This window comes from Streptomyces sp. HP-A2021 (assembly GCF_022807935.1).
GTDB lineage: Bacteria > Actinomycetota > Actinomycetes > Streptomycetales > Streptomycetaceae > Streptomyces > Streptomyces afghaniensis.
Genome location: NZ_CP094344.1, coordinates 4,691,037 through 4,711,090 on the forward strand (window position 1 = coordinate 4,691,037; position 20,054 = coordinate 4,711,090).

A 20,054-nucleotide genomic window follows, 5' to 3' on the forward strand; every position below is an offset into this window, starting at 1 on the left:
GCGGATTTAGTGCTCCGTACATGGCCGGTCGCGCCATGCTACTGTCGATCTCAGTTGCAGGTGTGGTTGCCAAAAGGTTCATTTTCCTACGGGGTAATCAGCACGGCGACGCGGAATCCGCACAGGGCGAATTCCGAACATCGTCTCCGAAGGAGAATTAACATGGCTACTGGCACCGTGAAGTGGTTCAACGCGGAAAAGGGCTTCGGCTTCATCGAGCAGGACGGCGGCGGCGCCGACGTCTTCGCCCACTACTCGAACATCGCTGCCCAGGGCTTCCGTGAGCTGCTGGAAGGCCAGAAGGTGTCCTTCGACATCGCCCAGGGCCAGAAGGGCCCGACGGCCGAGAACATCGTTCCCGCCTGACATCGCGGCAGCAACGCATATTTCGCAGCTGGGGCCCGCACCTTGGGGTGCGGGCCCCAGCTCGCTGCTTTTCAGGGCGCGTGACAAGAACGCCGCGCCCAACATCTCAGGCTCGTTCTCGCGATTCTCTGCGCCGTTCGTTTTGCTGCGGAAATTCCTTGATACGTGCCTACCAGCTCACATCGAGGAAGGTTCCGCTTGAACCGCGCACGCACCACCCGCACGCCCCGCACCTACGACCGCTCCCGGGGTGGCGTCACCAAGGGCTCGGGGGCTCCGCGCCGCTCCAAGGGCTACGACCGCCGGCCGGCCGCTCCCCAGGGGGAGTTCGCGCTGCCGGTGACGACCACGCCGGCGCTGCCCGCCGTCGAGGCGTTCGCCGACCTCGCCCTGCCGGCGCCGCTGCTGGCCGCGCTGGGCCACGAGGGCGTGACGGTGCCGTTCCCCATCCAGGGGGCGACCCTGCCGAACTCGCTCGCCGGGCGTGACGTGCTCGGCCGCGGCCGTACCGGGTCGGGCAAGACCCTCGCCTTCGGCCTCGCGCTGCTGGCCCGTACCGCCGGCCGGCGTGCGGCCCCCCGGCAGCCGCTCGCCCTGGTCCTGGTCCCCACCCGCGAGCTCGCCCAGCAGGTGACCGACGCGCTCACCCCGTACGCCCGCTCGGTGCGGCTGAAGCTGGCCACCGTGGTCGGCGGCATGTCGATCGGCAGGCAGGCGGGTGCGCTGCGGGCCGGTGCGGAGGTCGTCGTCGCGACACCGGGGCGGCTGAAGGACCTCATCGACCGCGGCGACTGCCGGCTGGACGACGTCGCCATCACCGTCCTCGACGAGGCCGACCAGATGGCCGACATGGGCTTCATGCCCCAGGTCACGGCCCTGCTCGACCAGGTGCGCCCCGAAGGGCAGCGGATGCTCTTCTCGGCCACCCTGGACCGCAACGTCGACCGCCTGGTCCGCACCTACCTGTCGGACCCCGTGGTGCACTCCGTCGACCCGTCGGCGGGTGCGGTCACCACGATGGAGCACCATGTGCTGCACGTGCACGAAGCGGACAAGCACCGCACGACGACCGAGATCGCGGCGCGGGACGGCCGGGTGATCATGTTCCTGGACACCAAGCGCGCCGTGGACCGGCTGACCGAGCACCTGCTGAACAACGGCGTCCGCGCCGCGGCTCTGCACGGCGGCAAGTCCCAGCCCCAGCGCACGCGGACCCTCGCCCAGTTCAAGACGGGCCATGTGACGGTGCTGGTGGCGACCAACGTCGCGGCCCGCGGCATCCACGTCGACAACCTCGACCTGGTCGTCAACGTGGATCCGCCCACCGACCACAAGGACTACCTGCACCGCGGCGGCCGTACGGCCCGCGCCGGCGAGTCCGGCAGCGTCGTCACCCTCGTGACACCCGGCCAGCGCCGCGGCATGACCCGGCTGATGGCCTCGGCCGCCATCACCCCCCAGGTCACGCCGGTGCGTTCGGGTGAAGCCGAGCTGAGCCGGATCACGGGCGCCCAGACCCCGTCCGGTGTCCCGGTCGTCATCACCGCGCCGGCCCCGGCACATCCCCGCCGCGGCACATCCTCCGGGGCCCCCTCCTCCCGGGGCCGCCGCCCCTCCCGGGGACGCCCCACCGGACAGGCGGGGCGGCGCACGGCGCAGCGGCCCGCCTACGACCCGGCGGCCTAGTGGCGTCGATCGGCAGTCGGGCCAGTAGCTCACCCATCTCCGAGGAGGCAGCTTTGACACCGGTTCAGACGCAGCGCCGGCAGGGGGATCCCTGCCCCGTGACCGTGATCGACGGCATGGACGGATCCGGCCCCCGGGTCCGGGACGACATGACCGTCGAGGTCGCCCTGTCCGTCATGGCCGGTGCCCGGGTCGACCACCTCCTGCTGTGCGACGCGGACGACCAGTGCACGGGCTCGGTCACCAGGGCCGAACTCGCCGTGCACCGCGGCAGCGCCACGTACACGGACCGGACCCGGCTGCGGGACGTCCTCGGCGGACCGTTCGCCTCGCCCGTCCCCCGGCTCGCCGCTCTCCGGGAGCACGACCGGACCCCGGGCGTCCTCGCCCTCTCCAGCTGATCCGCCTCGCCCGGTCAGCCCGTTCTCCTTCTCCCTGAGGGGCATCATGCGCTGTGTCATCGCCCGGTACCCGTTCGACCTGACCAAGGACGGGGTGCTGGCCTCGATGAAGGGCATCACGCCCGAGCTCGTCACCGGTGAGTCCGTGACCATCGGCCGCCGCCGCTATCCCGTCAAGCAGGTGGGCCAGGTCATCACCCGGCAGGACCCGCGCGACTTCACCGCCGGCGAGGTCGTCCGGGCCATGACCCGCCTCGGCTTCACCTGCCACGCCCACCCCGAGGCCGCGCCCGTGCGCGCGGCCACCCCGCTCCAGACCGCGTCGGCACTGCTCGGCGCCGCATCCCTGGACGCATGAGGACGGGCGGACCACCGCCCACCCCGATCCCGATGAGGGCCCTGCCGACGCGCGTCGGCAGGGCCCTCGTCGTCGTCTCGCGGTCCTTGCGGGCCACAAGCAATGTGCGCCTCCAGCGAACGAAAATCTACTCTTGTCAGAGTAGACATTGGGCTCCGGTGCGGTTAGCCTTTTTCTCGTTGACACGGATCACTGATCGAAGAAGGACGGAGGAGCAGACGCCATCAGGATCGCCCGGCCCGAGCAGCGCTCGGCCGGGTACCGCAAGACCCCGGATTGGAAGGTGGTCCCCGGTCACGCAGCCGCGATCCCCGCATCCCCCCTCCTGCAGGGCCGGTAGCGGAAACAGAAGGTCGGCGCAGCATTAGGGCCGACAGATGGTGTTCAATTTCCTTCGGGGCCCTGGTGCCGTACGGCACCAGGGCCCCTCGACGCGTGCGTTGCACTACGAGGTGACATGACAGCAGATACCCCGCTCAGCGATCGTCTGGACGACGACGACTACCCCGCGTACACCATGGGGCGGGCCGCCGAGATGCTCGGCACCACCCCTGCCTTCCTCCGGGCCATCGGTGAGGCCCGTCTGATCACTCCGCTGCGCTCGGAGGGCGGACACCGCCGGTACTCCCGCTACCAACTGCGCGTCGCCGCGCGTGCCCGCGAGCTCGTCGACCGGGGCACCCCGATCGAGGCCGCCTGCCGCATCGTCATCCTCGAGGACCAGCTCGAGGAGGCTCAGCGCATCAACGCCGAGTACCGCCGCCGCGCCGGGCACGACGCGCCCGAAGGTTCCGTGGCCGAAACCGGCTGATCATCCGGGCGCGGTGACGCCGCCTGTGCACGGACAGCATGACCGTCCCGGCCTGCCGGGTCACGGGGCTCATCAGCGTGTAGGGCGTCCGGGTCACCTTGCCGGCCAGTTGCCTGATGTCGGCTGCGGTGGCCGTCCCGTTGTACGTGATGTCCCAGACCCTTTCGCCAGACACGTGTTGCCTCACTGCGGCTGCCTCGCGCTCACGTTCCTGGTAGGCGTGGTACGCCCACAGGGAAGGTCAGACGTTCCACAGACCCTGCCGGGCGGTGGTGTCGGCGTACTCGGAGAAGTCCCGGGGAGCCCGGCCCAGGGCCTTGTGGACGCCGTCGCCGAGCGAGGCCAGGCCGCCCGAGCCGACGTGGTCGTAGAGGCCGACCGTCAGCCGCACCCACTCCTCGGGCACACCCCGCGCCCGCTGCTCCTGCGCGTACGCCTCCGGCGTGAGCGGGACGTAGCGGAGGTCGCGGCCGGTGGCCCGGGCGATCTCGGCGACCGCGTCCCCGAAGGTCATCAGCCGGGGGCCGCTGAGCTCGTAGTGCCACCCGGCGTGCCCGGCCTCCGTCAGGGCGAGGGCCGCCACCTCGGCGATGTCCTCGGCGTCGACGAACGCCTCCTTGCCGTCCCCGGCCGGCAACCGCACCTCGCCGCTCAGCACCGGGTCGTACAGGAAGTCCTCGCTGAAGTTCTGGAAGAACCACCGCACCCGCAGCACGGTCCAGTCCAGGCCCGCGTGCTCCAGCGCCCGCTCCGCGGCCAGGACATGCTCCTGGGCAGGGCCCCAGGCGTCGGAGGGTGTGGACAGCAGCACCGCGTGCCGGGCTCCTGCAGCCGCGGCCTGCCGGGCGAACGCGGCGACATCGTCAGCGGCCTGCGGACCGCCCAAGTCGGGGTGCACGACGTACATCCCCGTCACCCCGCGCAGCGCCGGCTCCCAGGTCCCGCGGTCCGTCCAGTCGAAGGACGGCGTGGCGGACCGGGACGCCGCGCGGACGGGCACGCCCCGCTCCCGAAGCAGCCGCGCCACGCGGCGGCCGGTCTTGCCCGTGGCCCCTGTCACCAGGATCATCTCGTCGCTCATGGGCTCCAGCGAACCAGTCGCCGTCCGCCCGGGACATGCCGTGCGGACTCACGTCCATATCCGTTCGTCTACGCTGACCGGCATGGATCCCATGGGGCTGACCAGCACGGATCCGCTGACTGACCTTCTGAACGGGGTCCGGACCAGTGGCGCCGTCTTCCACCAGTCCTCCCTCACCGGCTCCTGGGCGGCACGCTTCGAGGACGGCTCGCCGCTGGGCCTCGCGGTGCTCGTGCGCGGCTCCGCCTGGATCACCCCCCAGGGGGGCGACCCCGTCCGGATCCGCGCCGGAGACGTCGCGGTGCTGTGCGGCGGCGCGCCGTACGTGGTCGCGGACGACCCCGGCACCGAACCGGACGTGGTGATCCGTCCCGCCGGCCGCTGCACGACCCCGCAGGGCGAGGAACTGGCCCGCCCCCAGATTCCGGACGCCGGCACGTGGGACGAAGCAGGGGCGGACGGCACACTCCTGCTCAGCGGGCTCTACACCGTGGACAGCGGCGCCCCTGGCCGGCTGCTCGCCGCGCTGCCGCCGCTGGCGGTCATCGAGTCGGACGTGGGCACCTGCCCGGTCAGCCGGACGACCTTCGAGGAGATCACCCGCGAGGAGCCCGGGCAGCAGCTCCTCCTGGACCGGACGCTGGACCTGATGCTCATCACCGCACTGCGCGCCTGGTTCACCCGCCCAGGCGCCGAGGCCCCCGCCTGGTACCGGGCCCACAGCGACCCCGTGGTCGGCCCCGCCCTGCGCATGCTGCACAGCGATCCGGCCCGTCCCTGGACCCTGCCGGGCCTGGCGGCGCGGACCGGGGTGTCCCGGGCCGGCCTCGCGCGCCGCTTCACCGCCCTGGTCGGCCGGCCGCCCATGACGTACCTGCGGGAACAGCGCCTCGCCCTGGCCGCCGACCTGCTGCGCGAACCCGACGCGACGCTCGCCGTGGTGGCGGCCCGCGTCGGTTTCGCCAACGCCTTCGCCTTCAGCGCCGCGTTCAAGCGGGAACACGGCATCAGTCCGAGCGAGTACCGCATGCGCGAAGGAGTGCCATCCCGCCCGGGTCACGCATAGGGGGTGTCAGACGGGCCGCCGGGTGCGGCGCCGGGAGAACCGGCCGCGGGCCTTGCGCCGGCCCGCCGGCGCCGGTCCCGCGACAGGCAGACCGGAGCGGCCGTAGTGGAAAGCGGCGATGCGGTCGCTGTGCTGGGAGTTCAGCTGGTGGATGAGGAACACGCCGAGGACGATCATCCCCAGGATCGCGGCCACGGTCACGAATGTCTCCACGGTTCTCACCTTCCCATCGGCTGCGGCGGCGCCGCGGCGGTCACGGCCGGGATCCGCGGACGGACGGCTCGCCGGCCTCGCCGATCGGGGTGCGGGCCTCGTGTCCTCCCTCGGAGTCCCAGACCGCCTCGACGGCCCGGTCGGCCTCGTACGCCGCCCGCGAGCGCGCCTCCTCCTCCATCAACCGGCTCGCGGTCGACGTGCCGAACGGGTCGCTCGCGGCGACCATCAGCCGGGCGGCCGAGTCGGGAGGCGTCTGCGGCGGGACCACCAGGAGGTTCCAGCGGCCGGCGCGGTACGAGAGCAACAGCAGTTCGTGCGGGTCCTGCTCGGCCAGGAACCAGCCCACCTTCACCACGTGCCCGGCGACGGGCACCCTGCGGGGAACGGCCGGCCAGTGCGTGGGATTCACCGTCACCCGGGTGATCCGCCCCCACAGCGGGTCCAGTACGGCGGCGAGGGAGGGGAGTTCCGCCCGGAGATCGCGGGAGCGGGGCCACCAGGCGCCGTCCAGCAGCGGTGGTGCGGGACCGACGGGAGCGAGCGACAGACGCGGAGAGGACGAGGAGAACCGGTCATCGGCTTCGGCTGTCAGGGGGTGGGAAACGGTCGCAGTCATGGCGCGAACCCTGCCCCGGGCCGGCCACGACCGGCCCGGCATATTCGATCGCCGAAAACGACACGAGCCTGGAAGCCGGTGTGCGAAATGTCCTCGGTGACTCCACCGTACTCCTCAGTCCGCCCGCTCGGCGCCCGTGTCGACGAGGATCTGTTCGGCCTGTGCCACGCTGCCGGCGCGGACGGCCTCGGCCATGGCGGCGCGCGCGGCGTCGGGCGTCGCGTGCGGCGGGACCACGAGGAGGGAGAAGAGGTCCTGCCCGGCCCGGGTGATGAGGACGGTGTCGTCGCCGACGGGCGAGGAGTCGATGTGGACGACACGGTCGTCGACGGTCATCCGCGTCGGCAGCGCTTCCCAGGCACCGGCGTCCAGGCCGACACGGGTGATGGGCCCGAGGTGCTCGGTCAGCGCGGTGATCAGGCCGGGGAGCTCGGCGGCGATGTCGCGGGAGCGCGGCCACCACGCCCCGTCGAGCACGCCCTGCCGGTCGTGTGTCGTCTCCAGCCGTACGACGGCCGTGCCGGGCCGCACGGCCTGGTGGACGGCGTCCGGCAGGAGCCTGGTCACACGCGGGGAGTCGGAATCGGACATCGCTCTCGCCTGCCTGCCCTGAAACGGGGTCCTGCCGGGATCCGGAAACCGAGCGGCTTCCTCGTTTCACGGTACTCTCGGGCCGCCGGCGCCCGGAGATCCCGGAGTAGAGTGAGAGATCCGGCCCGTTTCATTCCGGACCGTTTCATTCCGGGACGTCTCATTCCGGGACATCGAACTCCGAGGTCGCCATGCAGTCCACGGAACCATCCTCGGACGGGCACGCCGAGGTCCGCATCGTCGCCGCCTCGCCCGAGGTCGCCCGTCGGGTCGCGGAGATCCTCCGCCATTGCTTCGCCGCCACCGAGCAGCGCAGCTACCCCGCGGGCCCCGACGGAGGAACCCGCCTCGACCTCACCGTGGACACCACCCGCCCGGCGGAAGCCGCACGGTCGTGGCTGGAGACCAGCCGGGCCATGGAGGACAGCCACCGCCGGAGGTGAGACACCGCCGGAGGTGGGACGCGCCCGGCGGGTGCGGTCACACCTGGCCGCTCGCGGCGGCCGCCATCAGCGGTCCCGCGGCCTCCTCGGTCGTCTCCGGCGGCACGACCAGCAGGTCCCAACGGCCCCGGCCGGGGGCGAGCAGGACGACGGTGTGCGGGGCGGACGCCGCGAGGGCTCTGTGCAGTCCCACGACCTGGTTGAAGACGAGCATCCTGCCGGGTGCCGCGGACCACGTCGCCCCGTTGACGGTGACGCTGGTGATGTGGCCCCAGGCCCGCGGCAACCCGGCGAGCAGCGACGGGAGTTCCGCGAGCAGGTCGTACGAGCGGGGCCACCACGCCCCGTCGATGGGCCGGGGCATGGTGCTGCGGGGTGCGAGACGCAGCCGGAGAACCGGGTGGGAGGGAAGCGGGGGCTGTAGGGCGGTGCTCATGAGGGCTCCTGCCGACGGTCACGAGGGGTCGGGTGGGCGGTGTCAGACGCGACGGGCCGCGACCCGTTCCGCGGTCGGCCAGCGCACGTCGTGCACCCAGCCGAGGCGTTCGAGGAGGCGGATGACGGCGGCCGAGGGGTCGACCTGGCCGCGGTCGACGCCGTGGCGGGCGCTGGTGGGGTCGGCGTGGTGGAGGTTGTGCCAGCTCTCGCCGAACGAGAGCAGGGCGAGGGGCCACAGGTTGGTGGCGCGGTCGTGGCGGCGGGTGCGGAACGGGCGCTCACCGATCAGGTGGCACAGGGAGTTCACGCTCCAGGTGACGTGGTGGAGCAGCGCGATGCGCACGAGTCCCGCCCACAGCAGGGCTGTCACGCCGTACAGCCACGTGCCGCCGATGGCCCAGCCCAGCCCGAACGGCAGGGCGAGCGTGAGGACGGACAGGGCCGGGAAGGCGCGGGAGACGGCACGGATGTCGGGGTCGGCGAGGAGGTCGGGGGCGTACCGGTCGGCGGGTGTGCGGTCGTTGCGGAACAGCCAGCCGACGTGCGCGTGCAGCAGCCCGCGCAACTGACCCCGCAGATGCGTGCCGTAGCGGTAGGGGGAGTGCGGGTCCCCCGGCCGGTCGGTGAAGGCGTGGTGGCGGCGGTGGGTGGCGACCCAGCCGATGACGTCGCCCTGGAAACTCATCGAGCCCGCCACCGCGAGTGCGATGCGCACGGGGCGGGCGGCCCGGTAGCCGCCGTGGGTGAGGCCGCGGTGGAAGCCGACGGTGACGCCGAGACCCGTGATCGTGTACAGGACGAGGGCGAGCACGATGTCGACGGGATGGATGAGACTCCCCCACAGCAGCCAGCCGGCGAGACCGATCGCCACGAACGGCAGGATGACGATCACCGCCGTCACCGCGACGTACAGCCGCTCACCGCCATCGCGGGCGGGCGCCGGGCCGTCCGACGGGAAGGGGGACGACCCGTCGTAGCCCTGGGGCGACGGGGCGGGATCCGGCGGGGGGACGGTCGTGGACGTGTTGGAACTGTGCGGCGATGGCATACGTGGCTCCTCGGCCTGGATGCGGATGCGCGGCCGGGGTCACGGGCTGCCCATGCGAGGACGGTGGCGTGCGATGTCCGGAACCGGTCAGAATTCCGGCATACGGAAAGTCCTCGTCCTCCCCACCGTACTCCGGCCCGGGCGGGAGTAGGGTGAATTGGGCGAACCAGACAGGGGGCGCGGCATGATCCGTTCGGCCGACATCCGCGAATGGCGCGACCATGACGTGGTCGACCCGAAGCAGCACAAGATCGGCATGCTCGAAGCGGTCTACGTGGACACCGCCACCGACGAACCGGCCATGGCCACCGTTCGGACCGGGCTGCCCAGCCGTCGGCGCCTGGTCTTCGTCCCCCTCGACGACGCCGTTCTCGGGCCGGGCTACGTCAAGGTGCCCTACGCCAGGGGACAGGTGCGCAAAGCCCCCTCGATCGGGACGGACGACGTCCTGCCGGCCGAGCGGGAGGAGGAAATCTTCCAGCACTACGGCATGACGTACCAGGCGGGGGCAGGTGGCGAACGCCGGCTCGCCCGCGGGTGACCGGCAGGCACGTGGCACAGGGGAGGTGGTCCGTGGTGATGGCGCTCTTCCTTCTGGTCGTCCTCGTGGCCGTCGTCCTGGGAATCATCGGTGTGGCAGCGGACGGTCTGGGCTATCTCCTGGCCATCGCCATCGTGCTCTTCGCCGTCGACGTGATCTTCTTCGCGGTCCGCGTGTCCCGGCGCGCGGGGCGGCGGCCCGTGCGCTGACGAGGGGTCTCCCTGTCGGGCTCCCTGTTCCGGTCAGGAATCGAGAAGCGCGGGTCCCGTGCCGCGCCTAGCGTCGGTGTCATGACTTCCATCGAATCCGTCACCCTCGAGGTGGACGACCCCGCAGCCGCCCGCCGTTTCTACAGCACCGCGTTCGGACTGGACAGACAGGTGCGCGTGCGGGCCGCGGACGCTCCGACGACCGGCTTCCGCGGGTTCACGCTGTCGCTCGTGGTGTCCCAGCCGGCCGATGTCAACGCCCTCGTCGACGCCGCCGTGGAGGCCGGTGCCACGACGCTGAAGCCCGCAGCCAAGTCGCTGTGGGGTTACGGCGGTGTCGTGCAGGCGCCGGACGGGACGATCTGGCAGGTCGCGTCGTCGTCGAAGAAGGACACCGGGCCGGCCACCCGGCGGATCGACGAGATCGTGCTCCTGCTGGGGGTCGCGGACATGGCCGGGAGCAAGCGGTTCTACGTCGAGCACGGCGTCCCCGTGGCGAAGAGCTTCGGCAGCAAGTACGTCGAGTTCGACACCGGGTCGGGCGCCGTCAAGCTGGCGCTGTACAAGCGCCGGGGCCTGGCCAAGCTCGTCGGTGTCGCTCCCGACGGGACCGGATCGCACCGGCTCACGGTCAACGGCGACACCGGGCCCTTCACCGATCCGGACGGGTTCGCGTGGGCGACCGCTTCGGAGACCGCGTCGCTGTGACCGCGACCGCGACCGTGGGCGACCTTACGGAGTCGTGACGTGCGGGCGCGGTCCCGTCGTGCGGCGGGGTCGCGGGCCTAGCGTGGCCGTATGCGCGTACTGGTCACCGGCGGTGCCGGGTTCATCGGGTCCCATGTGGTCGCCGCCCTCCGGGAGCGCGGGCACGAGGCGGTCGTGTTCGACGTGCGGGAGGACACCGCCGACGACGTGCGGGATCCGGCCGCCGTCGGCCGTGCCCTGGCGGGCGTGGACGCCGTGTGTCACCAGGCCGCGAGGGTCGGGCTCGGCAACGGGGTCGAAGACGCGGCGGAGTACGCCTCCCACAACGACCTCGGGACCGCCGTGCTGCTCGCCGCCATGGCGGAGGCAGGGGTACGGCGTCTCGTGCTGGCCGGATCGATGGTGGTCTACGGGGAGGGGCGGTACGAGTGCCCCCGGCACGGGGTCGTACGGCCCGGGCCGCGTGCCGTCACCGACCTCGACGCCGGCCGGTTCGAGCCGCCGTGCCCGGTGTGCGGGGCGGACCTCGCCCCCGGGCTGGTCGGCGAGGACGCCCCGGCCGACCCGAGGAACGTGTACGCGACGACCAAGCTGGCCCAGGAGCACCTGGCCGCCGCCTGGGCCCGCTGCACCGGCGGGTCGGCGGTGTCGCTGCGCTACCACAACGTGTACGGGCCCGGCATGCCCCGGGACACCCCGTACTCCGGTGTCGCCTCCTTCTTCCGCTCGGCGCTCGCCCGGGGCGAGGCCCCGCGGGTGTTCGAGGACGGGCGGCAGCGGCGGGACTTCGTTCACGTCCGGGACGTGGCGGCCGCCAATGCGGCGGCTCTGGCGGCGGAGTCCGCCCCGGGCGCGCTCACGGCGTACAACACCGGCAGCGGCGACCCGCACACCGTCGGCGAGATGGCCCGGGCGCTGGCCGCCGCGTACGGCGGGCCCGAGCCCGTGGTCACCGGCGAGTACCGGCTCGGGGACGTACGGCACATCACCGCCGACTCCGCGCGGCTGCGGGACGCGCTGGGCTGGAAGCCGGAGGTCGGATTCGAGGAGGGCATGGCGGAGTTCGCGCGGGCCGGGATGCGGGACGCGTAGGAGCCGCCGCCCCCCGGGGTCCGGCTCGGCTCGTGAAAGACCGGTGGTGCTGCCCGTGTTACGAAGCGGCGGCGGGCAGCACCACCTCGAAACGGCAGCCGCCGGGGATGTTCCGTACGGTGGCCCGGCCCTGGTGCGCCTCCACGATCCCCCGGACGATGGCGAGGCCGAGGCCCGCGCCGGCCGGGGGCGTCCGGGCGTGCGTGCCGCGCCAGCCGGTGTCGAAGACGCGCGGCAGGTCCTCGTCGGGGATGCCGCCGCAGCCGTCCGTCACGGACAGCACCACACCCTCGGTGGAGCGTTCCGCGGTGACGGCGACCGTGCCGTCGGCCGGGGTCCGGCGGATGGCGTTGACCAGCAGATTGCCCAGCACCCGGCTCATCTCCTTGCCGTCCACCTCCACCGGCACCGGCTCGATACGGCCGCCCACCAGCCGCACCCCGTGCTCCCGGGCGAGCGGGTCGGCTCCCGCCAGAGCGTCGCCCACCAAGTCGTACAGGGAGATCCGGCTGGGGGCCAGGGCGAGCGCGCCGGCGTGGATGCGGGAGAGTTCGAAGAGGTCGCCGACCATGTCGTTGAGGCGTTCGACCTCGGTGCGGATCTGCTTCAGATAGCGGCCGGGGTCGGCGGCGACGCCGTCCTCCAGGGCCTCCGACATGGCGCGCAGACCGGCCAGCGGGGTGCGCAGGTCGTGCGAGATCCAGGCGACGAGCTCCCGTCGGGACGCCTCCAGCGCGCGTTCCCGCTCCCGGGACTCGGCGAGCCGGGCGCTGGTGGCGGCCAGTTCACGGCTCAGGTGGTCCAGTTCGGCGGTCGTCGGGCCGTCGGGGGCGGCGAAGGCCCCGCCGTCGCCGAAGGAGCGGGCGGCCACGGCCAGTTCGCGGCTGCGGGCGACGACCCAGCGGCCCAGCAGCAGCGCGGTGGCCAGGGAGACGACGGCCGCCATGGCGACGACGGTCGTGACGACGGACAGGTCGTGCGGGGAGAGGAACATCGCCCAGGCGACGGCGAGCGTGCCCGCGAGCATCGCGACGACCCCGACCGCCGCGACCACCGCGAGCGAGGCGGTCAGCGACCGGCGCCGGATCAGGCGCAGCGCCCCGGCCCCGGCCAGGCCGGTGGTCGCGGCACCGGCGAAGGCGTAGACGGCGATGAGGAGGGTGTCGTTCACGATCCGGCCTCCTCTCCGGTGGTTCCCGTGGCGTCGAAGCGGTAGCCCACGCCCCACACGGTCTGGATCAGCCGGGGCCGGGCCGGGTCGTCCTCGACCTTGCCGCGCAGGCGGCGGACGTGGACCGTGACGGTCGACAGGTCACCGAAGTCCCACCCCCACACCTCGCGCATCAGATCCTCGCGGCCGAAGGCCCGCCCCGGGTGCCGCAGGAAGAAGGAGAGCAGGTCGAACTCGCGGAGGGTGAGGGCGAGTTCGGTGCCGTTCTTGGTGGCCCGGCGGGCCGCCGGGTCGACGGTCAGACCGGCCGCCCCCAGCCGGTGCCCGGGGGCGGCCGGCCGGCTGCGGCGCAGCACCGACTCCACCCGCAGCACCAGTTCGCGGGGGCTGAAGGGCTTGGTGACGTAGTCGTCGGCGCCGACCTCCAGGCCCAGGACGCGGTCGTCCTCGTCGCCGCGGGCGGTGAGCATGATGACCGGGACCGGCCCCTGTCCGCGCATCCGCCGGCACACCTCCAGGCCGTCCATCCCGGGCAGCATCAGGTCGAGGACGACCAGGTCCGGCCAGTGCGCGGCGGCGCGGGTGAGGGCGGTCGGGCCGTCGTCGGCGCGGTCCACGACGTAACCGGCACGGTCCAGATACCCGGCGACGACCTCGGCGACGGTCGGATCGTCGTCGACGACCAGGACCCGCGGGGACCCGCCGGGGGTCGGCTCCTGCTGATGGGGCTGCTGCATGGCTCCAGCGTCGCACCGGGCCGCCGCCGATGACCCGTCCGGACGCCTCCCCGGCCGCCGACGTCCGCGTTTCGTAAGGAGCCGTAGTCCGGTATGCCCGTTTCGCGTTCGTAGGGTGAGACCGTGACGACGACATCTTCCGACGTCGACGTGGTGCTGCCCTGCCTGAACGAGGCCGAGGCCCTGCCCTGGGTGCTCGAACGGATCCCGCCGGGCTGGCGCGCACTCGTCGTCGACAACGGCTCCACCGACGGCTCCGCCCGGGTCGCCCGCGCGCTCGGCGCGACGGTCGTGCCCGAGCCGCGCAGGGGCTTCGGCGCGGCCTGCCACGCCGGGCTGACGGCCGCCACCGCCGACGTGGTGTGCTTCTGCGACTGCGACGCCTCCCTCGACCCGTCGCTCCTCGTCCCCTTCGTGCGCGAGGTGCGCGACGGCGAGGCCGACCTCGTGCTCGGCCGGCGGCGTCCGCAGGGCCGGGGCGCCTGGCCCGCGCACGCCCGCGCCGGAAACCTCGCGCTCGCGCGGATGCTGCGCCGCCGCACCGGGCTGCGGCTGCACGACCTCGGTCCCCTGCGCGCCGCCCGCCGCGAACCGCTGCTCGCCCTCGGTCTCACCGACCGGCGCAGCGGCTATCCGCTCCAGATGGTGGTGCGCGCGGCCGACGCCGGCTGGCGGATCACCGAGCACGACGTGCCGTATCTCCCGCGCACCGGGGCCTCGAAGGTGACGGGCACGTGGCGCGGCACCTGGCAGGCCGTACGGGACATGAGCCGCGTGCTGGGCGAGGCGCCCGGCGGGACTCCGGCCGTGGAAAGGAGCGTTCGGTGACCACCCTGCCCGTGACCACCCTGCCCGCGACCACCCTGCTCGTCATCGCGAAGGAGCCGCGCCCCGGCCGGGTCAAGACCCGGCTCACCCCGCCGTTCACGCCCCGTCAGGCCGCGTCCCTCGCCGAGGCGTCCCTCGCCGACACCCTGGACACGGTCGCGGCGGTTCCGGCCTGCCGCAGGGTCCTCGTCCTCGACGGGGAGCCCGGCCCCTGGCTGCCGCCCGGCTTCGACGTCGTACCGCAGTGCGCGGGCGGTCTCGACGAGCGGCTGGCGGACGCGTTCGCGCGCTGCGCCGGCCCGGCCCTGCTCATCGGCATGGACACGCCGCAGGTGACGCCGGAGCTGCTCACCGTGGACTTCGCCGGCTGCGACGCCTGGTTCGGCCCGGCCGAGGACGGCGGCTTCTGGGCCCTCGGCCTGGCCCGCCCCGACCCCGCCCTGCTGCGTGGCGTGCCCATGTCGACCGCCGCGACGGGAGCCGTCCAACGGGACCGGCTCGTCGCGGCGGGCCTGCGGGTCCGCGACCTGCCCCGCCTGCGCGACGTCGACACGGCGGCCGACGCCCACGCCGTCGCCGCGCTGGCCCCGGACGGGCGGTTCGCGGCGCGGCTGGCTCGGTGTGCGGCGCCGGCCTCCCGTACGGACGGGCCGTTCGCGGCGCGGCCGGCTGGGTCTGCGGCGCCGGACTCGCGCCCGGACGGCTTCACGGGGCGGCCGGGCGAGTCTGCGGCGCCGACCGCCCGCCCGGACGGATTCGCGGCGCGGCTTTCTCGGTCTGCGGCGCCGGACTCCCGCCCGGCCGGGCCCCGATGAGCGCCCCGCCCGCCACCACCGTCGCCTGGGCGGCCGCCGACCCCTACGCCGACGCCCTGCGTGCCGGTCAGGGGCCGCTGTTCCTGCGGCGGGCCGACGGCTGGCTGCTGCCGCTGGAGGTGGAGCGCTGGTGTGCGCGGGCCGACGCGGTGGACCGGGGCGTGCTGGACCGGTGCGAGGGAGCCGTGCTGGACGTGGGATGCGGGCCCGGGCGGCTGGTGGCGGAACTCGCCGCGCGAGGCCGGGCCGTACTCGGCATCGACGTCAGCGCCGCCGCCGTCGACCACACCGTACGCATGGGAGGCCAGGCGCTGCGGCGCTCGGTGTTCGAGCCGCTGCCCGGCGAGGGCCGCTGGGACACCGTCCTGCTCATGGACGGCAACATCGGCATCGGCGGTGACCCGCGCGCCCTGCTGGACCGGGTGGCCGGTCTCCTGCGCCCCGGCGGCCTGTTGATCGCCGAGACCGCGCCGGTGGACATCGACGAACGCGCCCACGTGCGGGTCGTCGGCCGCATGGACACCCGCGGCACCGGCGACCCCTTCCCCTGGGCGCGGCTCGGCACGCCCGCCCTGCTCCGGTACGCCCGGGGCTGGACGCGGGCCGGTCAGTGGACGGCCGACGGGCGCCGCTTCGCCGCCCTGCGCACCCGAAGCAGCCGCACCGCCAGCAGCAGCGCCGAGCCGCCGAAGAGGACGGCGGTGATCAGCAGCCAGCGGGCCGGGAACACGTCCGCGGGCAGGCCGGTTCCGGACCGGTAACGCCGCTCCACCATGCCGCTGATCAGCGGGAACCACACGAGGAGCAGCAGCCCGGAGAGGGCCGCCGGTACGCGCACGTAGGCCACCCACTCCCGGCGCCGGACCGCACCGAGCCCTCGCACGACCGCCCGGTCCAGGGCCGCGTACAACGGCAGCAGCACGAGGTCGTGCAGCAGCGCCGCGCCGACGAACCACAGCGCCACGCCGAACCAGTCACCGGCGAGCAGCCGTACGCCCGCGTAGGCGGCGAGCGCGAACGAGCAGGCGAGCAGGAAGAGTTGGAAGGGGCTTCCGACGGGGAGCCGTGGTCGATGCAGCACAGGTCGACGCATCACAGGTCGACGCATCACAGGTCGACGCATCACAGGTCGACGCATCACAGGTCGACGCATCACAGGTCTCCGAACGTCATCCGGGCCACCCACTTGGTGTTCAGCACACCGGGTGCCGCGGGCACGATGATCCGCGCCGGGTGGCCGTGGTCGGGGGACAGCTCCTCGCCGTTGACGTACAGGGCGAGCAGGGAACGCGGGTCGGCTACCTGGTTGGCGCGCAGGGCGGCCCTGCGGAAGGCGCCGCGGCGCTGGAGGGACTCGACGAACACGTCCGGCCGGTCGTCGGCGTCGTAGCCGACGAGCGCCGCCAGGTCGCGCAGCCGCACCCCGCGCCACCACTGGTCCGATGTGGACCAGCCCTCCACACAGGCGATGGGCAACGCCGAGCTGTGCAAGGGGAGTTCGGCGAGCTGGGCGCGGCTGAGGCGGACCGTGCCCGTGCGCCCGGTGACGACGAGCCGCCAGGCGTCCTCGCCCCTCTCGGCCGCGCTGATCCCGGCGTAGGCGGCGGTCTTGTTGATCTGGAAGCCGTTCGGGCCGCTGCCGGGTTCGCCGCCGCCGTGCGGTGCGAGGAGGGCGGTGCGCCGCAGCGCACCGTCGAAGTTCTGCCCGGCCGTCGTCACGAAGAGCAGCAGCGAGCCGCCCCCGACGAACCACAGGGCGCCCCGGCGGGAGACGGTCGGCTCGGCGGGGCGGGGAGTCACGAGGTCGTTTTGCTCCTCCCCCGGATGCCGCAGCTGCCGCAGGTTGCGCAGCGCCGTGGGCGACTTCAGCAGCACATGGGCGACGAAGGCGGCGAAGAACACCCACGCTCCGTAGAAGTGCAGCGGGTAGAAGGAGCCGGGGAAGACGTAGTCGAGCTGGACGTTGAGCACACCGGTCACGAACTCGAACAGCGCGCCGCCCACCAGGAGCAGCAGCGAGATCCGCTCCAGGGCGTGCGTGAGGGAGCGGGCCGGCGGCAGCGCGAACAGCCTCGGGATCACGGACCACAGCTTGGCGAGCAGGACGGGGATCAGGGTGATGCCGAGGGTGACGTGGACGCCCTGGTTGAGCCGGTACAGCCAGTGCGGATGCGTCGGCCAGGCGAAGAGGTAGAAGCCGAGGATCCCCTTGTCCGGGGTCTTGTCGTTCACCGGCGACAGGTCCGGGTTGTAGGCGGCGTACGAGACCAGGCCCGTCACGAACAGCACGGTGATGCCGGCGAGCAGGACGAGGCCCAGCACGGAGGTGAACCAGGGGCCGCGCAGGGGGCTGCGCCAGAAGCCGGGCGAGGAGGGGAGCCGGGGGGCGTCGGGGTCGCGCATGTCCTGACCGTAGGCCCGGATCACCCCGGGAATGGGTGCGCAACCCATGACGAAACGCTGACGTCCGGCCCGGACGGCGGCCCGCGCCCGCCCTGTCGGCCTAGCGTTCCGCTGTGACCCGCTCCCTCCCCCCTGACCTGCGCCGTGACCTGTACGCCGCCGGGGCAGCCGTGCTGCTCGTGACGGCGGCCGTACTGATCGGCCGCCACATCCAGGGCACCAGTCGCACCCTGTTCGTCGACTGGCCCCCGCTGCTGGCGTCCTGGGGCCCCCACCTGGGCCCCGGCACCCCGGCGGCCGTACTCCTGGCGATCGCCACCGTGGCGTACGGCCCCGCCCTCGCGGCCCGGCTCCCCTGGCGCGCTCTGCTCCCCCTGACCTGGGCCACGGCGACGGCGTGGATCTGCTCCCTGGCCCTGATCGACGGCTGGGACCGGGGCATCGCGCGCCGCCTCACCACCCGCTACGAGTACCTCCAGGTCATCGACCGCTTCGACGACATCCCGGCAGCACTACGCGACTTCACCCAGCACATCCTGCTCGACTCCCCCGACAACTGGCCCGCCCACATCGCCGGCCACCCGCCCGCGGCCACACTCACCTTCGTCCTCCTCGACCGGATCGGGCTGCGGGGCGGCGGCTGGGCGGGCTTGTGGTGCATCACCGTCGGGGCGACGGCCTGCGTCGCCGTACTGCTCACGATCCGCACCCTGGCCGACGAGACCCTCGCGCGCAGGGCGGCCCCCTTCCTAGTCCTGGCCCCGGCGGCGGTGTGGATGGGCACGTCGGCCGACGCGTACTTCGCGGCGGTGGCGGCGTGGGCGGTTGCGCTGCTGGCCCTGGCGGTCACGAGACGCTCGCTGTGGCGGGCGGGGGCATCCGGCCTCCTCTTCGGCCTGACCTGCTACCTCTCCTACGGCCTCACACTCGTCGCCCTGATCGCGGCGGCGGTCCTGGTGCTCGGCCGGCACGGGGTCCGGGAGCACCCTGCCGTGCTGGTGCCGCTGCTGGCGGGCTTTGTCGTGGTCCCGGCGTCGTTCACGCTCGCCGGGTTCGACTGGTGGGAGGCGTACCGCCTGCTGGTCACGCGCTACCACCAGGGCGCGGGCGGCATCCGCCCCTACGGCTACTGGGTGTGGGCCAACCTGGCCTGCACGGTGCTCATCACGGGCCTGGCGACGGTGGCGGGCCTACGCCGGACGGGCGCGGTGCTGCTCCACCGCCGCACCGAGGCCACCCCCGACCGGGCGGCCGAGCCCCGCCTCGCGCTCCTCGTCTCCGCCGCCCTCCTCGCCCTGCTGGTCGCCGACCTGTCCGGCATGAGCAAGGCGGAGACGGAACGCATCTGGCTGCCCTTCGCGGTGTGGCTTCTCCCGTCCTGCACGTTGCTTCCCTACCCGCGTGCATGGCTCACCGGGCAGGTGGTGCTGGCGTTGCTGCTCAACCATGTGCTGTTGACGGGGTGGTGACGCGGACAGCCGCAGCACGAGGAAACGGCCCGGTCAATGGAGGGAACCAGTGGCCCGTACCGAGTACTACGACGGGCATGTCGCAGCGCACGCAGATCACTGGTCAACTCCTTGGGGACGTCGCAGGGCGGTGCACGGCTGGCAGGCGTACACCTCGACGTCGAGGTCGTAGGCGCCTACGCCTCCGCGGGAGACGCCCACGCTGATTCCGCCGTCTCGCAGTGAGGCGTTGCACCAGACGCAGTTCCAGCCTGCGTACTGCCCGCGCCCAAGAGAGGTGGGATGCGCGCTCCCGGAGCGGCCACCGACCTGCGCAGGTTCTTCGCACGGATGCGGAACACGGCAGAACAGGCGGCCGCGACCCGACCCCTGCGCGACCGGCTGCCAGTGATGTTGGATGGCCAGGAGTTGCCGGCTCGCGCTCGCCGTGAAAGAGCTGACCCAGGTGGCACGGTTCCTGTACGAAGCCGGGACGCTCAAGCAGTCGAGGCGCACCGGGTGGTGGATGGCCGGGGTGCGCGACCCGGAGAGTGTTGCCGAGCACTCCTGGCGTACCTCGCTGATCGCGTCGATCATCGCCAAACTGGAGGGTGCGGACCCTGCCCGTGCCGCATTCCTGGCGGTGTGGCACGACTCGCAGGAGACCAGGACCGGAGACGTCAACCACCTGGCCAAGAAATACGGCGCCGGCGAAGCCGACCCCGCGGTGGTCACCGTGCATGCTGCAGGGCATCGAGTACAAAGCCCTGGGCTACGAGGACGCACAGCGGTGGATCGACAACAGCCGCGGCCGCCTCGTCACGAAGACGGCGAACGAGCCGGCCGACCAGCTGCTGGCGACCGACCCGTTGGACTGGCTGCGCAGCACGATGGGCGAGTTGGACTGACTCTTCCTGCCATTCACCCACCGGCGATAGAACACTGAGCTGCACAGTCGCGGTCGTCTGGGCAGTCCGGCCT

The 20,054-nt window shown here is 73.0% G+C and carries 24 protein-coding genes and 1 pseudogene; 16 read left to right on the top strand and 9 right to left on the bottom strand.

Going from position 1 to position 20,054, the window contains the following annotated elements; genetic code table 11:
• Window positions 1-162 precede the first annotated feature (162 nt).
• The 5 genes from MQE23_RS21095 to MQE23_RS21115 all read left to right on the top strand — a co-directional run bounded on the left by MQE23_RS21095 (window position 163) and on the right by MQE23_RS21115 (window position 3,622).
• Window positions 163-366 (top strand): cold-shock protein, encoded by a 204-nt coding sequence (locus MQE23_RS21095; protein ID WP_004986771.1) that lies wholly within the window; start codon window positions 163-165, stop codon window positions 364-366.
• Window positions 367-564: 198 nt separating this feature from the next.
• Window positions 565-2,052 (top strand): DEAD/DEAH box helicase, encoded by a 1,488-nt coding sequence (locus MQE23_RS21100; protein WP_243379879.1) that lies wholly within the window; start codon window positions 565-567, stop codon window positions 2,050-2,052.
• A gap of 116 nt (window positions 2,053-2,168) precedes the next feature.
• Window positions 2,169-2,453 (top strand): CBS domain-containing protein, encoded by a 285-nt coding sequence (locus MQE23_RS21105; RefSeq protein ID WP_051185718.1) that lies wholly within the window; start codon window positions 2,169-2,171, stop codon window positions 2,451-2,453.
• A gap of 46 nt (window positions 2,454-2,499) precedes the next feature.
• On the top strand, window positions 2,500-2,811 hold the full coding sequence (locus MQE23_RS21110; protein WP_020276465.1) for an SCO5918 family protein: 312 nt from the start codon (window positions 2,500-2,502) through the stop codon (window positions 2,809-2,811).
• 457 nt (window positions 2,812-3,268) lie between these two features.
• A complete protein-coding gene (locus tag MQE23_RS21115) occupies window positions 3,269-3,622 on the top strand; it encodes a MerR family transcriptional regulator (protein ID WP_020276466.1) in 354 nt (117 codons plus the stop codon).
• A 241-nt stretch (window positions 3,623-3,863) separates the two neighbouring features.
• On the opposite strand, the gene MQE23_RS21120 is transcribed toward MQE23_RS21115, so the two are convergent.
• On the bottom strand, window positions 3,864-4,703 hold the full coding sequence (locus MQE23_RS21120) for an NAD(P)H-binding protein (RefSeq protein ID WP_243379880.1): 840 nt from the start codon (window positions 4,701-4,703) through the stop codon (window positions 3,864-3,866).
• A gap of 82 nt (window positions 4,704-4,785) precedes the next feature.
• On the opposite strand from MQE23_RS21120, the gene MQE23_RS21125 reads away from it, so the two are divergent.
• Window positions 4,786-5,769, top strand: a complete 984-nt coding sequence (locus tag MQE23_RS21125) for an AraC family transcriptional regulator (RefSeq protein ID WP_243379882.1) — start codon at window positions 4,786-4,788, stop codon at window positions 5,767-5,769.
• Between the two features lie 6 nt (window positions 5,770-5,775).
• Here MQE23_RS21125 and MQE23_RS21130 read toward each other — a convergent pair whose 3' ends face one another.
• From MQE23_RS21130 to MQE23_RS21140, 3 genes are all read right to left on the bottom strand, one after another.
• Window positions 5,776-5,982, bottom strand: coding sequence for a hypothetical protein (locus MQE23_RS21130; protein ID WP_020276469.1), 207 nt, complete (start codon window positions 5,980-5,982; stop codon window positions 5,776-5,778).
• Window positions 5,983-6,022: 40 nt separating this feature from the next.
• Complete coding sequence (locus MQE23_RS21135) at window positions 6,023-6,601, bottom strand: DUF5994 family protein (protein WP_243379883.1); 579 nt, start codon at window positions 6,599-6,601, stop codon at window positions 6,023-6,025.
• 114 nt (window positions 6,602-6,715) lie between these two features.
• Window positions 6,716-7,192, bottom strand: coding sequence for a DUF5994 family protein (locus tag MQE23_RS21140; protein ID WP_037672963.1), 477 nt, complete (start codon window positions 7,190-7,192; stop codon window positions 6,716-6,718).
• 191 nt (window positions 7,193-7,383) lie between these two features.
• Here MQE23_RS21140 and MQE23_RS21145 point away from each other — a divergent pair, with 191 nt between their 5' ends.
• Window positions 7,384-7,635, top strand: a complete 252-nt coding sequence (locus MQE23_RS21145) for a hypothetical protein (protein ID WP_243379885.1) — start codon at window positions 7,384-7,386, stop codon at window positions 7,633-7,635.
• 37 nt (window positions 7,636-7,672) lie between these two features.
• On the opposite strand, the gene MQE23_RS21150 is transcribed toward MQE23_RS21145, so the two are convergent.
• A complete protein-coding gene (locus MQE23_RS21150; protein ID WP_037672966.1) occupies window positions 7,673-8,071 on the bottom strand; it encodes a DUF5994 family protein in 399 nt (132 codons plus the stop codon).
• Window positions 8,072-8,113: 42 nt separating this feature from the next.
• The gene (locus MQE23_RS21155) at window positions 8,114-9,121 is read right to left on the bottom strand and encodes an acyl-CoA desaturase (protein ID WP_020276474.1); all 1,008 of its coding nucleotides are present in this window, start codon (window positions 9,119-9,121) and stop codon (window positions 8,114-8,116) included.
• A 184-nt stretch (window positions 9,122-9,305) separates the two neighbouring features.
• Between MQE23_RS21155 and MQE23_RS21160 the strand changes: the two genes are divergently transcribed.
• From MQE23_RS21160 to MQE23_RS21175, 4 genes are all read left to right on the top strand, one after another.
• Window positions 9,306-9,662, top strand: coding sequence for a PRC-barrel domain-containing protein (locus tag MQE23_RS21160; RefSeq protein ID WP_020276475.1), 357 nt, complete (start codon window positions 9,306-9,308; stop codon window positions 9,660-9,662).
• Window positions 9,663-9,700: 38 nt separating this feature from the next.
• Complete coding sequence (locus tag MQE23_RS21165; protein WP_167338048.1) at window positions 9,701-9,871, top strand: hypothetical protein; 171 nt, start codon at window positions 9,701-9,703, stop codon at window positions 9,869-9,871.
• A gap of 81 nt (window positions 9,872-9,952) precedes the next feature.
• A complete protein-coding gene (locus MQE23_RS21170) occupies window positions 9,953-10,579 on the top strand; it encodes a VOC family protein (RefSeq protein WP_243379886.1) in 627 nt (208 codons plus the stop codon).
• A gap of 90 nt (window positions 10,580-10,669) precedes the next feature.
• A complete protein-coding gene (locus MQE23_RS21175) occupies window positions 10,670-11,671 on the top strand; it encodes an NAD-dependent epimerase/dehydratase family protein (protein ID WP_243379888.1) in 1,002 nt (333 codons plus the stop codon).
• A 58-nt stretch (window positions 11,672-11,729) separates the two neighbouring features.
• On the opposite strand, the gene MQE23_RS21180 is transcribed toward MQE23_RS21175, so the two are convergent.
• Both MQE23_RS21180 and MQE23_RS21185 read right to left on the bottom strand, forming a co-directional pair.
• Complete coding sequence (locus MQE23_RS21180; RefSeq protein WP_243379889.1) at window positions 11,730-12,842, bottom strand: HAMP domain-containing sensor histidine kinase; 1,113 nt, start codon at window positions 12,840-12,842, stop codon at window positions 11,730-11,732.
• A complete protein-coding gene (locus tag MQE23_RS21185; RefSeq protein ID WP_020276480.1) occupies window positions 12,839-13,579 on the bottom strand; it encodes a response regulator transcription factor in 741 nt (246 codons plus the stop codon). The genes MQE23_RS21180 and MQE23_RS21185 overlap by 4 nt, the downstream gene beginning before the upstream one ends.
• Before the next feature lie 123 nt (window positions 13,580-13,702).
• Between MQE23_RS21185 and MQE23_RS21190 the strand changes: the two genes are divergently transcribed.
• From MQE23_RS21190 to MQE23_RS21200, 3 genes are read left to right on the top strand one after another with little or no spacing between them, the layout of a single operon-like run.
• Entirely contained in the window at window positions 13,703-14,407 is a 705-nt protein-coding gene (locus MQE23_RS21190; protein ID WP_020276481.1) for a glycosyltransferase family 2 protein, read from the top strand.
• Window positions 14,404-15,222 (top strand): TIGR04282 family arsenosugar biosynthesis glycosyltransferase, encoded by an 819-nt coding sequence (locus tag MQE23_RS21195; RefSeq protein WP_243379891.1) that lies wholly within the window; start codon window positions 14,404-14,406, stop codon window positions 15,220-15,222. The genes MQE23_RS21190 and MQE23_RS21195 overlap by 4 nt, the downstream gene beginning before the upstream one ends.
• On the top strand, window positions 15,219-15,983 hold the full coding sequence (locus MQE23_RS21200; protein ID WP_243379892.1) for a methyltransferase domain-containing protein: 765 nt from the start codon (window positions 15,219-15,221) through the stop codon (window positions 15,981-15,983). Before MQE23_RS21195 ends, MQE23_RS21200 begins: the two co-directional genes overlap by 4 nt.
• Window positions 15,984-16,374: 391 nt before the next feature.
• Here the strand turns inward: MQE23_RS21200 and MQE23_RS21205 are convergent, their stop codons facing one another.
• A complete protein-coding gene (locus tag MQE23_RS21205; RefSeq protein WP_243379894.1) occupies window positions 16,375-17,625 on the bottom strand; it encodes a molybdopterin-dependent oxidoreductase in 1,251 nt (416 codons plus the stop codon).
• Window positions 17,626-17,738: 113 nt separating this feature from the next.
• Here MQE23_RS21205 and MQE23_RS21210 point away from each other — a divergent pair, with 113 nt between their 5' ends.
• The gene (locus MQE23_RS21210; RefSeq protein ID WP_243379895.1) at window positions 17,739-19,094 is read left to right on the top strand and encodes a hypothetical protein; all 1,356 of its coding nucleotides are present in this window, start codon (window positions 17,739-17,741) and stop codon (window positions 19,092-19,094) included.
• Between the two features lie 397 nt (window positions 19,095-19,491).
• A pseudogene (locus MQE23_RS21215) lies at window positions 19,492-19,981 on the top strand (HD domain-containing protein).
• The last annotated feature ends 73 nt before the right edge of the window (window positions 19,982-20,054 follow it).

Bases quoted from the DNA above. Each gene is read 5' to 3' on its own strand.
- MQE23_RS21105 (WP_051185718.1), top strand. From the start codon at position 2,169: ATGGACGGATCCGGCCCCCGGGTCCGGGACGACATGACCGTCGAGGTC.
- MQE23_RS21200 (WP_243379892.1), top strand. From the start codon at position 15,219: ATGAGCGCCCCGCCCGCCACCACCGTCGCCTGGGCGGCCGCCGACCCC.
- MQE23_RS21135 (WP_243379883.1), bottom strand. From the start codon at position 6,601: ATGACTGCGACCGTTTCCCACCCCCTGACAGCCGAAGCCGATGACCGG.
- MQE23_RS21115 (WP_020276466.1), top strand. From the start codon at position 3,269: ATGACAGCAGATACCCCGCTCAGCGATCGTCTGGACGACGACGACTAC.
- MQE23_RS21160 (WP_020276475.1), top strand. From the start codon at position 9,306: ATGATCCGTTCGGCCGACATCCGCGAATGGCGCGACCATGACGTGGTC.
- MQE23_RS21120 (WP_243379880.1), bottom strand. From the start codon at position 4,703: ATGAGCGACGAGATGATCCTGGTGACAGGGGCCACGGGCAAGACCGGC.
- MQE23_RS21140 (WP_037672963.1), bottom strand. From the start codon at position 7,192: ATGTCCGATTCCGACTCCCCGCGTGTGACCAGGCTCCTGCCGGACGCC.
- MQE23_RS21110 (WP_020276465.1), top strand. From the start codon at position 2,500: ATGCGCTGTGTCATCGCCCGGTACCCGTTCGACCTGACCAAGGACGGG.
- MQE23_RS21165 (WP_167338048.1), top strand. From the start codon at position 9,701: ATGGCGCTCTTCCTTCTGGTCGTCCTCGTGGCCGTCGTCCTGGGAATC.
- MQE23_RS21185 (WP_020276480.1), bottom strand. From the start codon at position 13,579: ATGCAGCAGCCCCATCAGCAGGAGCCGACCCCCGGCGGGTCCCCGCGG.
- MQE23_RS21175 (WP_243379888.1), top strand. From the start codon at position 10,670: ATGCGCGTACTGGTCACCGGCGGTGCCGGGTTCATCGGGTCCCATGTG.
- MQE23_RS21095 (WP_004986771.1), top strand. From the start codon at position 163: ATGGCTACTGGCACCGTGAAGTGGTTCAACGCGGAAAAGGGCTTCGGC.
- MQE23_RS21155 (WP_020276474.1), bottom strand. From the start codon at position 9,121: ATGCCATCGCCGCACAGTTCCAACACGTCCACGACCGTCCCCCCGCCG.
- MQE23_RS21145 (WP_243379885.1), top strand. From the start codon at position 7,384: ATGCAGTCCACGGAACCATCCTCGGACGGGCACGCCGAGGTCCGCATC.
- MQE23_RS21150 (WP_037672966.1), bottom strand. From the start codon at position 8,071: ATGAGCACCGCCCTACAGCCCCCGCTTCCCTCCCACCCGGTTCTCCGG.
- MQE23_RS21125 (WP_243379882.1), top strand. From the start codon at position 4,786: ATGGATCCCATGGGGCTGACCAGCACGGATCCGCTGACTGACCTTCTG.
- MQE23_RS21205 (WP_243379894.1), bottom strand. From the start codon at position 17,625: ATGCGCGACCCCGACGCCCCCCGGCTCCCCTCCTCGCCCGGCTTCTGG.
- MQE23_RS21170 (WP_243379886.1), top strand. From the start codon at position 9,953: ATGACTTCCATCGAATCCGTCACCCTCGAGGTGGACGACCCCGCAGCC.